The sequence below is a fragment of the Polynucleobacter sp. IMCC30063 genome, assembly GCF_021395235.1.
Lineage (GTDB): Bacteria > Pseudomonadota > Gammaproteobacteria > Burkholderiales > Burkholderiaceae > Polynucleobacter.
The window spans coordinates 73,148-86,420 of sequence record NZ_JAJVCQ010000006.1; the positions used below are offsets into that span (position 1 = coordinate 73,148).

At 47.1% G+C, this 13,273-nt stretch carries 11 protein-coding genes and 1 pseudogene; 5 read left to right on the plus strand and 7 right to left on the minus strand.

Features of this window, described 5'->3' with window-relative positions:
* Nucleotides 1–27: 27 nt before the first annotated feature.
* The 4 genes and pseudogenes from panC to metG all read right to left on the minus strand — a co-directional run.
* A complete protein-coding gene (gene panC, locus LZG75_RS11160; RefSeq protein WP_233937568.1) occupies nt 28–870 on the minus strand; it encodes a pantoate--beta-alanine ligase in 843 nt (280 codons plus the stop codon).
* Nucleotides 867–1,718: a ScpA family protein gene (locus LZG75_RS11165; RefSeq protein ID WP_233924742.1), complete on the minus strand. Its 852-nt coding sequence runs from the start codon at nt 1,716–1,718 to the stop codon at nt 867–869. Before LZG75_RS11165 ends, panC begins: the two co-directional genes overlap by 4 nt.
* Complete coding sequence (locus LZG75_RS11170; RefSeq protein ID WP_233924741.1) at nt 1,711–1,899, minus strand: DUF3460 family protein; 189 nt, start codon at nt 1,897–1,899, stop codon at nt 1,711–1,713. The genes LZG75_RS11165 and LZG75_RS11170 overlap by 8 nt, the downstream gene beginning before the upstream one ends.
* Before the next feature lie 108 nt (nt 1,900–2,007).
* A pseudogene (metG, locus tag LZG75_RS11175) lies at nt 2,008–3,717 on the minus strand (methionine--tRNA ligase); the annotation flags it as partial.
* 106 nt (nt 3,718–3,823) lie between these two features.
* On the opposite strand from metG, the gene LZG75_RS11180 reads away from it, so the two are divergent.
* Genes LZG75_RS11180 through LZG75_RS11190 form a run of 3 tightly spaced genes read left to right on the plus strand, consistent with a single transcriptional unit; the run spans nt 3,824 to nt 7,576 of the window.
* Complete coding sequence (locus LZG75_RS11180; protein ID WP_233924740.1) at nt 3,824–4,660, plus strand: formate dehydrogenase accessory sulfurtransferase FdhD; 837 nt, start codon at nt 3,824–3,826, stop codon at nt 4,658–4,660.
* Between the two features lie 38 nt (nt 4,661–4,698).
* Nucleotides 4,699–5,265 carry a dCTP deaminase gene (dcd, locus tag LZG75_RS11185; RefSeq protein ID WP_233924739.1) on the plus strand — a complete coding sequence of 189 codons (567 nt, stop codon included), beginning with the start codon at nt 4,699–4,701 and terminating at the stop codon, nt 5,263–5,265.
* Between the two features lie 40 nt (nt 5,266–5,305).
* The gene (locus LZG75_RS11190) at nt 5,306–7,576 is read left to right on the plus strand and encodes an arginine/lysine/ornithine decarboxylase (protein ID WP_233924738.1); all 2,271 of its coding nucleotides are present in this window, start codon (nt 5,306–5,308) and stop codon (nt 7,574–7,576) included.
* Between the two features lie 40 nt (nt 7,577–7,616).
* Here the strand turns inward: LZG75_RS11190 and argH are convergent, their stop codons facing one another.
* Complete coding sequence (gene argH / locus LZG75_RS11195) at nt 7,617–9,041, minus strand: argininosuccinate lyase (RefSeq protein WP_233937569.1); 1,425 nt, start codon at nt 9,039–9,041, stop codon at nt 7,617–7,619.
* 38 nt (nt 9,042–9,079) lie between these two features.
* On the opposite strand from argH, the gene hemC reads away from it, so the two are divergent.
* Together hemC and LZG75_RS11205 are read left to right on the plus strand one after the other, a co-directional pair.
* Nucleotides 9,080–10,033, plus strand: coding sequence for a hydroxymethylbilane synthase (hemC, locus tag LZG75_RS11200; protein WP_233924736.1), 954 nt, complete (start codon nt 9,080–9,082; stop codon nt 10,031–10,033).
* A gap of 21 nt (nt 10,034–10,054) precedes the next feature.
* Entirely contained in the window at nt 10,055–10,903 is an 849-nt protein-coding gene (locus LZG75_RS11205) for a uroporphyrinogen-III synthase (RefSeq protein ID WP_233937570.1), read from the plus strand.
* Here the strand turns inward: LZG75_RS11205 and LZG75_RS11210 are convergent.
* Together LZG75_RS11210 and LZG75_RS11215 are read right to left on the minus strand one after the other, a co-directional pair.
* Entirely contained in the window at nt 10,860–11,465 is a 606-nt protein-coding gene (locus tag LZG75_RS11210; RefSeq protein ID WP_233924733.1) for a chorismate lyase, read from the minus strand. The genes LZG75_RS11205 and LZG75_RS11210 overlap by 44 nt on opposite strands.
* A gap of 2 nt (nt 11,466–11,467) precedes the next feature.
* Nucleotides 11,468–13,039 carry a DEAD/DEAH box helicase gene (locus LZG75_RS11215; protein ID WP_233937571.1) on the minus strand — a complete coding sequence of 524 codons (1,572 nt, stop codon included), beginning with the start codon at nt 13,037–13,039 and terminating at the stop codon, nt 11,468–11,470.
* Nucleotides 13,040–13,273: the final 234 nt, after the last annotated feature.

Genomic DNA, 13,273 nt, shown 5'->3' on the forward strand with positions numbered 1-13,273 from the left:
AAAATTGCTTGGCCAAAAGCCCCGAAATTAAACTTCTAAATTATCAATTAGCCGCGTTTTACCTAATTTCGCTGCGGCTAATATAACCAAAGGTGTACTGTCAATAGCGCTTGGAATTAATAAGTCTTTTTGCTGTCGAATGGCGATGTAGTCGGGCTTCCACCCGCGGGCGATTAAGGCCTCTTTCGCTTTTTTTTCAAGAGCCAATAATTGTTTTGGATCGCTTGGCCCTAAACTCAATATTTCTTGGCGTAAAACTTCTAGGGCCATTCTCAACTGCGGCGCTTCTGCGCGCTCGTTTTGAGAAAGATACGAATTGCGAGAAGAAAGCGCTAAGCCATCGTCAGCACGAATAGTTTCAGCGGGAATAATTTGCATCGGCAAGGCAAATTGTTGCACCATTTGCCGAATGATCATTAGTTGCTGATAATCCTTTTTGCCAAAAATAGAGACGCTGGGTTGTACACAGGAAAATAGTTTCATCACCACAGTACACACACCGATAAAAAATCCTGGTCGAAACTCGCCCTCAAGAATATCGCCTAATTGTTGTGGTGGATTAATGCGGTATTCCTGTGGCTCGGGGTACAAATCTTTTTCGTGCGGCGCAAACAAAACATAAACCCCTTCTTTTTCGAGTTTAGCGATGTCGGCATCCATTGTGCGCGGATAGGAATCAAAATCCTCGCCGGGGCCAAATTGCAAGCGATTAACAAAGATGCTCGCTACAACGGGGTCGCCATATTGCCGAGCTAAGCGCATTAAAGAGAGGTGCCCTTCATGTAAGTTACCCATCGTGGGTACAAAAGAAGCGCGATTTTGGCCGCGCAACTGCGCGCGCAGCTCTTGTATATCGCTAATAATTTTCATGTATTTGGCGAATAGGCCAAGCGCACATAAATTGGGGCATAGGGCTCTGCTTGGGTGATTTCGATTAAGGCCTCACGCGAGAGCTCTAACATGGCAATGAAGTTAACGATGATGACTGCCACCCCCATGCCAGTAGCAATGGCTTCTTCAAATAATTCACCAAACTCAACGAAACGGGTATTTTGTAGGCGCCGTAAAATTCGGGTCATAAAATCGCGTACCGATAACTCTTCACGCATAATAGTGTGATGCGCATTAAGATTAGCGCGATGCAAAACGTCACGCCAAGCTATTTGTAAGTCACTAATATTCACATCAGGCCAAACGACGGCTACCGTCGTATCAATGTGACCATGAGCTATTTGAAAGTCGCGACCTTGTTGGGGCATCCGCTCTAATTCTTGGGCAGCCAATTTCATCCGCTCATACTCCAATAAACGGCGTACTAATTCAGCGCGGGGATCTTCAACCTCTTCATCGCTGTCCGCTTTTTTCATTGGCAAAAGCATACGCGATTTAATTTCAATCAACATGGCTGCCATTAATAAGTATTCAGCAGCTAGTTCTAAATTAATATGGCGAATTTGATCAATGTAAATGAGGTACTGTTTAGTAACCTCTGCCATTGGAATATCAAGCACATTGAAATTTTGTTTGCGGATGAGGTACAACAATAAATCGAGCGGCCCCTCGAAGGCTTCTAAAAAAACTTCCAGCGCATCGGGCGGAATATACAGATCGGTGGGGAGCTGAAAAAGAGGCTCGCCATATAACTTGGCAAATGCTGCCGACATGCCATCGGTGACTGATGGTGTGCTGTCGTTTTCGCTAGCGACTGAATCAATCATTCGAGTAGACGTACGCGCGTTGCCTTATTTTTGCTTCCAGGGCGCGACGCTGATCTTCTGCGCTTACGGGTGCTTTATCCCAGAGCAAGGCTCGCCCCTCTTGTTGGCCCGCCTCTAAATTCGGCCGAGCCGTCTTCAGTTGCGTTAAAAAGCGGGTGATATCAGACTGATATTTTTTCATAGGCTACAAATTTTCTGAATATTTTCAATGACTTATGCTATTTAAATTGGCTTTACTACTACTTCAGCCCACCATTATTAACGATTTTAAGATTGCTCAAGGAGCTTATTGATTTGCTGAAACTAAAGCGTCAATTTGGCTGGCTTCTACTCGACTCATTAAATGCTGATAAGGACGAACAGGATGTTTGCTATTTAAGGGCACAGCAATATCGTGCCATTGTTGTGGAGGCAGATTTAAAAATTGTTCGACGTTAATCGCAACGTGGGGAAGCACTGGTTTTAAATAAAGACTTAGAGCACGAAAGGCTTCGAGGGTAACGCTACAGACGGTATGTAACGCTGCTTTATGAGCTGGATCTTTTGCTAGGTCCCAGGGTTTTTGTTCGTCGACAAAAGCATTGACCATATCCGCTAATTCCATCACGAGTCTTAACGCTTTCGCAAATTCACGTTCCTCATAAAGTGTCGCAATAGGTTCGCTAGCAGCGCGAATTTGTTGGAGTAAAACATGTGACATAGCGCCATCATTTACTTGACCAGCAAAATGCTTAATTAAAAATCCTGCGCTACGGCTCGCAATATTGACATATTTCCCAATCAGGTCGCTATTCACGCGGGCAATGAAATCTTGTAAATTAAGATCTAAATCTTCCATGCTGGCATTCAGCTTGGTCGCAAAGTAATAACGCAACCATTCTGGATTAAAGCCAGTTTCAATTACGCTCTGTGCAGAAATTAAGGTGCCACGTGACTTACTCATTTTTTCGCCATCAACCGTCAGAAAACCATGTGCAAAAATATTGGTAGGAGTGCGGTAGCCTGAAAAATGGAGGGTTGCTGGCCAAAAAAGGGTATGAAAATAAAGAATATCTTTGCCAATAAAATGATACTGTTCGGTGGTGGTGTTGGGCCTTACCCAGTCTTCGAAATCCAGCCCCTTTTGTTGGCAGTAATTAAGAAAGCTGGCGTAATACCCAATTGGGGCATCGAGCCACACATAAAAATATTTGCCGGGTGCGTCGGGAATTTCAAAGCCAAAATAAGGGGCATCTCGGGAAATATCCCAATCACTTAATTTACTTTCGCCAGCTTCACCCACCCACTCTTTCATTTTATTGCGCGCCTCTACTTGCAAGGGAGTTTTAACCTGAGTCCATTCACGTAAAAAAGTCTCACAGCGGGGATCAGACAGTTTAAAGAAATAATGTTCCGAGGCCTTGCGAATTGGCGTGGCACCGCTGACTACCGAATAAGGGTTGAGTAAATCTGTGGGCGCATAAGTGGCACCACATTTTTCGCAAGAATCACCGTATTGGTCGGCGGCATTACATTTAGGACAATTCCCTTTAATAAAACGATCGGGTAAAAACATTTCCTTGACGGGATCATAAGCTTGTTCAATCGTGCGCTTTTCAATCAGGCCGGCTTCACGTAACTGCAGATAAATTGCACTTGCGAGAGTTTTATTTTCAGGGCTATCTGTGGTGTAGTAGTTATCAAAGGAAATTTGAAAGGCATCAAAATCACGTTTATGCTCTTGCCAGACTTTGGTAATTAAGGCTTGTGGACTAATGCCCTCTTGTTCAGCACGTAACATAATGGGGGTGCCGTGGGTATCATCGGCACAAACGTAGTGCACTTCATGACCCCTCAGGCGTTGAAAGCGCACCCAGATATCGGTTTGCACGTACTCCACTAAATGACCAATATGAATTTGTCCGTTGGCATAGGGCAGCGCAGAGGTGACCAACATGCGTCGCGGCGAGGGCAAAGGCACCTGCGGTTGGGAAGTCAAATTATGTTGGGGGTTACTCATACAGGGTCAATTCACTTCTCTTCATATCGGGATAAAGCACTAAGTTGCAAAAGCTCAATTATGCTGGGTCAGCAGCAATTTTAGACTGCGGTTAAAGTGATGAGCCATGAGTTCGCAAATCATCCTCTCAAAAGCCACGGTGCCAGTTGTCCAGGAAGTGGGCATTACGGATGAGCTTGGGCGCAAAAAAACCACTTTCATCCCTTGCGAGCGTTCTCTCACGATTTATTTAGATAAGCGTGAGGTTGTGACCTTAATGACCCTTGGAGCCGCGCCAGAGGCCTTAGTGCTGGGATATTTGCTGAATCAACGTTTGGTCGAGTCACCTGATGATATTCACAGCATTCAGGTCGATTGGGAGACTGATTCAGCAGCTATCAAAACCCACCGCAGTTCGGTTGATATCGATGCCCTGACGAGCAAACGGGTCGTAACCACGGGCTGTGGCCAAGGCACCATGTTTGGCAACTTAATGGAGGATATGCAGCAAATTCGTTTGCCTGCTGGCCCGAAGTTGGCTCAAGCGGCCATTATTTCTCTTCTTGAGACGGTGCGTGGCTTGGAGACGATTTATAAACAAGCCGGCTCGGTACATGCCTGTGCGGTGTTTGAGCGTCTCGCTGAAGATCAGCTCAATTTGCTCCATTTTGTTGAGGATGTTGGGCGACATAATGCCGTCGACTCGATTTCGGGTTTACTTTGGCTGGCAAACCTACCTGGACGTGATTTAGTGTTTTATACAACAGGACGGCTCACCTCTGAGATGGTCATTAAGGGTGCGCAGATGGGTATTCCATTTCTTTTAACCCGCTCAGGCGTAACCCAAATGGGTCTGGAGTTAGCCCAGAAAACCAATTTAACCTTACTAGCACGTTGCTCGGGTAAGCATTTTGAGATCTATAACGCTGCTGAACGGGTTGTTTTAGCCAATCCAGCCGGCTAATTTACCCCTTGAGGGTAGGTTGGTTTTACAATGCCGCCATGACTATTAAATCAGATACATGGATTCGGCGCATGGCTGTAGAGGGCATGATTAGCCCCTTCGAGCCTGGCCAAGTGCGTCTTAACGCAGCGGGTCAAAAAATTGTGAGCTATGGCACTTCAAGTTATGGCTACGATATTCGTTGCGCTAATGAATTTAAGATTTTTACTAACATCAACAGTACGATTGTTGATCCAAAACAGTTTGATGAAAAATCATTTGTCGACTTTAATGGCGACGTATGCATCATTCCGCCAAATTCATTTGCCTTGGCACGCACCGTTGAGTATTTCAAAATACCGCGCAGCGTGTTAACTATTTGCGTGGGTAAAAGTACCTACGCACGCTGCGGCATTATTGTTAACGTCACCCCTTTTGAACCCGAGTGGGAAGGTTATGTCACACTCGAGTTTTCCAACACTACGCCATTACCAGCAAAAATTTATGCGGGCGAAGGTTGTGCCCAAGTACTCTTTTTTGAGAGTGATGAGGTTTGCGAAACATCGTACAAAGATCGGGGCGGTAAATATCAGGGTCAGCAGGGCGTAACCTTGCCTAAGGCCTAAGCAAGCTTAATCGATCTCGGTAAGCCATCAGAAAGTCACCATGAAATTTCGCTTTCCAATTATTATTATTGATGAAGATTTTCGCTCAGAAAATATTTCCGGCTCGGGCATTCGCGATCTTGCCGAAGCAATTGAAGGTGAAGGTATCGAGGTTATTGGCCTGACCAGCTATGGCGACCTTACTTCTTTTGCGCAGCAAGCCTCGCGGGCATCTTGTTTTATTTTATCGATTGACGATGAAGAGTTTTTAACTGATTCCGAAAGCACTGAATTACCTGCATTAAATAATTTACGTGCTTTTATTGTCGAGGTGCGCAAGCGCAACGAAGATATTCCGATTTTCTTGTATGGCGAGACGCGCACTTCACGTCATATGCCCAATGACATCTTGCGTGAATTGCATGGCTTCATCCATATGAATGAAGATACCCCCGAGTTTGTAGCCCGGCATATTATTCGCGAAGCCAAGGTCTACCTCGATTCCCTGTCACCGCCGTTTTTTAAGGCACTAACCCATTACGCCTCGGAAGGTTCTTATTCTTGGCATTGCCCTGGTCATTCTGGCGGCGTCGCTTTTCTTAAAAGTCCAGTTGGACGCATGTTTCACCAATTCTTTGGCGAGAATATGTTGCGTGCCGATGTCTGTAATGCGGTAGAAGAGCTTGGTCAACTTTTAGATCATACCGGGCCTGTATTAGCGAGCGAACGTAATGCAGCCCGTATTTTTGGTGCCGATCATTTGTTTTTTGTAACCAATGGCACTTCAACTTCAAACAAAATTGTTTGGCATTCCACGGTTGCTCCAGGCGATGTGGTGTTAGTCGATCGCAATTGCCATAAGTCAGTTATTCATGCCATTACGATGATGGGTGCGATCCCGGTTTTCTTAATGCCAACACGCAACCATTTGGGCATTATTGGCCCCATTCCCAAAGAAGAATTTGAGTGGGCCAATATTCAAAAGAAAATTAATGCCAACCCATTTATTAAAGATAAAAATGTGGTGCCCCGCGTGATGACCTTAACGCAAAGTACCTACGACGGCATTATTTATAACGTTGAAATGATTAAGGCTATGCTCGATGGCAAAGTCGATTCTTTGCATTTTGATGAAGCTTGGTTGCCACATGCTGCTTTCCATCCCTTTTATAAAAATATGCATGCTGTAGGTGATGATCAACCGCGACCGAAAAAGAGCTTGCTGTTTTCTACTCAATCAACTCATAAATTGTTGGCTGGGTTATCGCAAGCGTCCCAAGTTTTAGTGCAAGATGCAGAAGAGCGGAAGCTAGATCGCGAGTCTTTTAATGAGGCGTATTTAATGCATACCTCCACGAGCCCGCAATACGCCATCATTGCTTCTTGTGATGTCTCAGCAGCAATGATGGAGTCACCAGGCGGTACAACCTTGGTTGAGGAGTCGATTGCAGAAGCAATGGACTTTCGGCGCGCAATGCGTGAAGTGGATGCAAAATTTGGTGCGGACTGGTGGTTTCAGGTGTGGGGCCCCGACCAAATTGCGGAAGAGGGTATTGGTGAGCGTGCCGATTGGATCTTAAAACCTCATGCTCAGTGGCACGACTTTGGTAAGTTAGCACCCGACTTCAATATGCTCGATCCGATTAAAGCCACGGTAGTAACCCCCGGCTTAAATATCGAAGGGGTGTTTGGAGAAATGGGAATTCCAGCTGCCATTGTTACCAAATATTTAGCGGAACATGGAGTGATTGTCGAGAAGTGCGGGCTCTATTCTTTCTTCATTATGTTTACGATTGGCATTACCAAGGGTCGCTGGAATACCCTCGTAACTGAACTGCAGCAATTTAAAGATCATTTTGAAAAAAATCAGCCTTTATGGAAAGTCTTGCCTGAGTTCGTTGCCAAATATCCGCGGTATGAGCGTATTGGTTTAAAAGAAATTTGTGCGCAAATTCATGATTTTTATAAAAGCCATGATGTGGCACGGATGACGACGGAAATGTATACCTCGGATATGGTGCCAGCGATGGTGCCAGCTGAAGCCTGGGCCAAGATGGCGCATAAGGAAGTAGATCGAGTATCAATTGATGATTTAGAAGGGCGCGTGACTGCCATGTTGGTGACACCTTATCCACCAGGCATACCCCTGTTAATCCCAGGCGAGCGTTTTAATCGCCGCATTGTTGATTACCTCAAATTTGCCCGTGACTTTAATCAGCGCTTCCCAGGTTTTGAGACTGATGTGCATGGCTTGGTGAAGCGCGAGGTCGATGGAGGTAGCGAATACTTCGTTGACTGCGTAAAAACCACCGCCGTCAAACAACTCAGCTAAGTGAGCTCGCTAAGTCAGCCTGCTAAGTCAGCCTGCTAAGTCAGCCTGCTAAGTCAGCCCGCGCTTGCAGAATGGCAGCAAGCACCTGTTTTGGCGCAGTGCCGCCGAGATGAGCGCGAGCCTCAACAGAACCCTGCACTTGCAATAAAGCAAATACATCTTCAGTCAATAAATGAGCCTGCCCCTGTAAGCCGCAGGCGTTTTGTAATTCAGCTAAGGAGAGCTCACTAAGGGCGCACGACTGATTAACGCAGGCTTTCACGGCAAGAGCTACCGCTTCATGCGCATCACGAAATGGCAAGCCCTTTTTGACTAAATAATCGGCTAGGTCGGTTGCAGTGGAAAAGCCTTGCTCTGCTGCCGCCAACATTACTGGCACATTCACCACAATATGCGGTACTAGCTCGGCAAAAATACGTAGGGTATCTAAGAGGGTATCTGCTGCATCAAAGAGGGGTTCTTTATCTTCTTGATTATCTTTGTTGTAGGCTAAGGGTTGGCTTTTCATCAGCGTTAATAGGGCGATGAGATCACCATAAACCCGACCTGTTTTGCCACGGGCTAATTCAGGCACATCAGGATTTTTCTTTTGCGGCATGATTGAGCTACCTGTACAAAAGCGATCGGGAAGATCAATAAAGCCAAAGCGTGGGCTTAACCAAAGTACTAGTTCTTCGGCTAAGCGAGAAATATGCATCATGCAAGTGGCGGCGACGGCGCAAAACTCAATGGCAAAATCGCGATCAGATACTGCATCTAAAGAATTGCGGCAAAGCCCATCAAACCCAAGCGTTTTGGCAACCTGCATCCGATCAATCGGATAGCTAGTGCCCGCTAAAGCAGCAGCCCCAAGCGGTAATTGATTGAGGCGTTTACGGCAATCGGCCAGCCGACTTGCATCACGACTAAACATTTCATAGTACGCCATCATGTGATGACCAAAGGTAACGGGTTGCGCCACTTGTAAGTGCGTATGACCAGGCATGATGACTGCAGCATGTTGCTCGGCTAAATTGATAAAAGCCGTGCGCAGTTGAGTCAATGCCTCAGCTGTTTCATCGATACTGGCACGCAAAAAAAGTCGCAAATCGGTGGCCACTTGATCGTTGCGTGAACGACCGGTATGGAGTCGTTTGCCAGCATCGCCAGCTAGCTCGATAAGACGAGCTTCAATATTTAAATGCACATCTTCCAAGGCCAGTTGCCACTGAAATTGACCTGCGGTAATTTCACTACGAATCTGTGCCATACCAGCTTCAATAGCCGCTAGGTCTGCTGGGCTAATAATCTTTTGTTGTGCCAACATAGCGGCATGCGCTAAGGATGCCGTGATATCTACTTGCGCAAGACGGTGGTCAAAACCAATCGAGGCGGTATAGCGTTGGACGAGCGCATCAACAGGTTCTGTAAACCTTCCTGACCAGGCTTGGGCTTTATTGGCAAGGGAATTTTTAGATGAGCTCATAAACACAGTATATTGTGGCAAGTTATATTGATATTTTAATGCCGATGCAGACCAAGCCTAACCCTCTCAGTTTAACCATTGCTTCGCGTGAAAGTCGGCTAGCCATGTGGCAGGCCGAATATGTGCGGGATTGCCTGCAAAGCCTCTATCCTGATTGTGTCATCACCATTTTAGGAATGACTACCCGTGGCGATCAAATTTTGGACCAATCACTCTCAAAAGTGGGTGGTAAAGGCCTATTTGTTAAGGAATTAGAGACTGCCCTTGAAGATGGCAGGGCTGATTTGGCAGTTCATTCGCTCAAAGATGTGCCGATGAATATGCCTGAGGGGTTCGAGCTAGCCTGCGTTATGGAACGAGAAGAGGCGCGAGATGCCTTGGTTTCGAATGACTTTAATTCGCTTGATGATTTGCCTAAGGGCGCCATAGTAGGAACTTCAAGCCTGCGTCGCGAAGCGGTGTTACGCGCCGCATTCCCGCATTTACAAATTCAGTCTTTACGGGGTAATTTAGATACCCGTTTAGGTAAATTAGATCAAGGTCAGTACCACGCCATTATTTTGGCGGCTGCAGGCCTTAAACGCTTAGGCTTAGCTTCGCGAATTAAAGCCTTGTTACCGCTTGACCCATTTACACCAGCGGCTGGTCAGGGTGCCTTGGGAATTGAAATTTATTCTCGTAATACCGCGATGCGGGCGATCCTAGCACCCTTAAACGATCCCGCTACTTGGTTGGCGGTAAGTGCCGAGCGCATGGTGTCGCGCCAATTGGGCGGCTCGTGTCAGGTGCCTTTAGCAGCGCATGCGGTATGGAATGGTGCTCAATTAGAGTTACGTTCATTTGTGGCCAGCCCCGATGGGTTGCAAATCTGTGAAGCTGCAGCCAGCAGTCCAGTGGTTGATTTAGTGATGGCTGAAGTGCTAGGCCTTAAAGTAGCTGACGATTTAATTTTGCAGGGTGCGGCCGCATTGATTCCTGCGCCACTGCCCTAGGCTTCTTGGTTTGATTGGCTCATGAGCGATTTAACGATTGCCCCGACCATTATTGTGACGCGCCCTATAGCGCAGGCGCAACAATTAATTGAGCAATTGCAAACTGCCTTATCTGTGGCGTCTAGTGGGATAGCGCAGCAGACTAGCGTGTTAGCTTTACCGCTACTTAAAATTATTCCCAAAACCGATTTTCAATTACAGGTGGATATCCCCGCGGCGATCAGTCAGGCCGATTTGGTCATTTTTGTCAGCCCGAATGCTATTGAGTGTGGCATGCGTTTACTGAGTGCGCCTTGGCACGAATTAGCGCCGATGCAGTTACAAGTTGGGGTGATGGGGGAAAGTAGCAAAAAATCACTCTTGCAACATGGGGTTGATGCCCAGATGATTTTGTTGCCAAAAAATCCACAGCAGTGGGATTCAGAAGGTTTATGGCAGACATTACAAGCAGAGCAAAAAAAACACGATTGGGATTGGGCTGAACGTCGTGTCATTATTTTTAAAGGGGACGGCGGCCGCGAGTGGCTGGCAGAAACCTTATTGGCAGCGGGGGCACAGCTAGAAACTTTTGCGGTTTATAGCCGAGTACCTTTAGAAAAATCAAACCCATTATGGCAAGCAATTCAGGCAAACTCTAGCGATCAAAAACTTTGGCTGCTCACCTCATCTGAGGCTGTGCGTTATTTAGGTCAGCCTGATCAAGATCGGACGACACTGAATTTACAGCAGGCCACTGCTTTATGTCCACATCAAAACATTGCGACGTTAGCTAGCGAAATTGGTTTTGGTGACGTGCGACTCTGCGGGTCTGGCGATGCGGCTTTAATTAAAGCAAGTTTGCAGTGGGTAGAGGAATTAGCAATAGACTAGGTAAAAACAACTCGCTAACTAAAAGCGGATGGCCGTTTAAATAATAGATGGTGCGTCGTGCCCACAATTGCGAGGGAAGGGCGGTATATTTTTTTTGACAAGCCCGCCATAGCGCTTGTCTGCGGCTTAGGTGGGCAACATCTCGCACAGTTTTACTTCTGCGTCCATGCGTATTGGCAAATAAAACTGCACCTAAGGGTTTATTGCCCAATTTTAAAATGAGTCGGTTATGGCCTGATGAACTGCTAGTGGGAATGACACTACGTGCCACAACCACTGGCTCACCCTGAATGCAAAGTAGCACTTCACGCACGCGACAACGCTGCAGGGATTTTTTAAATAAGCGGGATTCTTCGGGCAAAATAGTTTGGACCTCATCGGCCAGCACGATGACTTCCAAACGACGGCCAAAAGCCACTTCAATTTTTTTAGTTAGCGAGCCTGCATCACTAAGCCACCCTTGCCAAGCGGGCGGTGCAAGATGCAGCCCACCCTGGGCGCGTAAATTACCACCAGAATCGACTCGATTCCATGCAGAACGGAGGCGATTGTGGTGAACCAAAATTAATTACTACTATAGGATTTGCGCGGCGCGCCCGATTTGGGCTTCGCAAATTTAGGGCCAGTACGATTATCGGTGGGTCGGGCAGAACGTGATTCTGGGCGGGAGTCTGAACGCGCGGCATAGCCACCCGTGCTGGTTTTGCCAGCATAGCCACCCGTGCTGGTTTTGCCAGCATAGCCACTACCACCTGATTTACCTGCATATGTACCACCAGTTTTGCCAGCGTAGCCACCGCCTCCGCCACCGCTACCAGAACGCCCACCACCAGCACCAGTTCGTCCACCGGGTCTGCCGCCACCGCCACCACCACCTGAACGACCACGACCGCCGCCAGGCCGGCCAGAGCCAGCGTTGGGGTTAGCGGTGGGCTCAAGGCCTGCGATGACAGATGAGGGAATATCTTGTTGGGTAAAGCGCTCAATTGCCCGAATTTTGACGCGATCACGATGTTCAACCAAGGTAATAGCGGTGCCATTGCGACCTGCGCGACCAGTTCTGCCAATCCGATGGGTATAGTCTTCGGGCTTCATGGGTAAGCCAAAATTAATGACGTGACTAATGCGTGGCACATCAATACCGCGCGCAGCAACATCGGTAGCAACCAAAATTTTTGTATGGCCTTTACGTAAGGAATCTAGGCGTCGCATACGCACTGCTTGGGGCATTGCGCCGTGTAAAGCACTGGCTTCATAACCATTCGCCCGCAAGGTATCAGCAATTTTTTCGCTTTCAACTTGGGTGCTAGCAAAGACCACAGCTTGATCTAATTCAGGATCCGAAAGTAAGTGGGCGAGTAAGCGATGCTTGTGCGCCATGTTATCGGCCCAATGTAATTTTTGGGCAATATTGGCATGAACATCACCAGCATGGGCTAATTCAATACGACCAGCTTGTTTAGTTAAGCGGGTTGCCAAGGACATTACCTTGGGATCAAAGGTCGCTGAAAACATGAGGGTCTGTTTGCGGCCACGACATAGTTGATCAATCGCTTCGAGATCTTCGGCAAAGCCCATATCGAGCATCCGATCGGCCTCATCGATGACTAAATGTTGCACATCATCTAAACGAATCGCACGGGTTTTATTCAAATCGAGTAATCGACCGGGAGTGGCGACAACTAAAAGCGCACCTTTAAGCGCTTGTATTTGTTTGCCATAGGGCATACCACCCATGACGATTGCAATGCGGATCCCTTTGATGCCGCGCGATAAATTAATCGCATCAGCAGCAACTTGTTGCGCTAATTCACGGGTTGGGCAAAGCACTAATATTTTCGGTTGTGCGCGCCCAGGTACTGGTGAACCATGGGGGTTACTAGTCACTAATTGATGTAAGAGGGGTAATAAAAAGGCGGCGGTTTTGCCGCTACCTGTTTGACTGCTTACTAGCCAGTCGCCACCACTCATTGCAGCAGGAATAACCTGTGCTTGAACAGGTGTCGCAGCAGTAAAGCCTAAGCCAGTAACATTGTTCAGCAGGGGTTCTGCTAAACCAAAAGAGGCAAACAGAGTTGGCTCTAAGGGATTCTTGCCTTTGCTAGGCGTGTGTGTTGTTTCATTTGTGTAAGTCATGTCTTCACATCCCATTTGGGATGTCTCCGGTTGTGCGCTTCGGTTCTTCTCTAGAGGAGATAGGCGAGCGCGATGGTCTATATAAGGCATCGACCATCAGACAAGCGGCAGCGGGGCTATAAACACAATTTTTAAGCAACTTTGAATTACAGTAGTGCTGAATATGTGAAGCAAAATCGCTGAAAATGTGTAAATTGCTGGGGGCGATGTTTCAAAAAGCCTCTTATTATGGCA

Excerpts from the sequence above, each read along its gene's own strand:
- panC (WP_233937568.1), bottom strand. The coding sequence starts at position 870 with ATGAAAATTATTAGCGATATACAAGAGCTGCGCGCGCAGTTGCGCGGC.
- LZG75_RS11165 (WP_233924742.1), bottom strand. The coding sequence starts at position 1,718 with ATGATTGATTCAGTCGCTAGCGAAAACGACAGCACACCATCAGTCACC.
- LZG75_RS11170 (WP_233924741.1), bottom strand. The coding sequence starts at position 1,899 with ATGAAAAAATATCAGTCTGATATCACCCGCTTTTTAACGCAACTGAAG.
- LZG75_RS11180 (WP_233924740.1), top strand. The coding sequence starts at position 3,824 with ATGAGTTCGCAAATCATCCTCTCAAAAGCCACGGTGCCAGTTGTCCAG.
- dcd (WP_233924739.1), top strand. The coding sequence starts at position 4,699 with ATGACTATTAAATCAGATACATGGATTCGGCGCATGGCTGTAGAGGGC.
- LZG75_RS11190 (WP_233924738.1), top strand. The coding sequence starts at position 5,306 with ATGAAATTTCGCTTTCCAATTATTATTATTGATGAAGATTTTCGCTCA.
- argH (WP_233937569.1), bottom strand. The coding sequence starts at position 9,041 with ATGAGCTCATCTAAAAATTCCCTTGCCAATAAAGCCCAAGCCTGGTCA.
- hemC (WP_233924736.1), top strand. The coding sequence starts at position 9,080 with ATGCCGATGCAGACCAAGCCTAACCCTCTCAGTTTAACCATTGCTTCG.
- LZG75_RS11205 (WP_233937570.1), top strand. The coding sequence starts at position 10,055 with ATGAGCGATTTAACGATTGCCCCGACCATTATTGTGACGCGCCCTATA.
- LZG75_RS11215 (WP_233937571.1), bottom strand. The coding sequence starts at position 13,039 with ATGACTTACACAAATGAAACAACACACACGCCTAGCAAAGGCAAGAAT.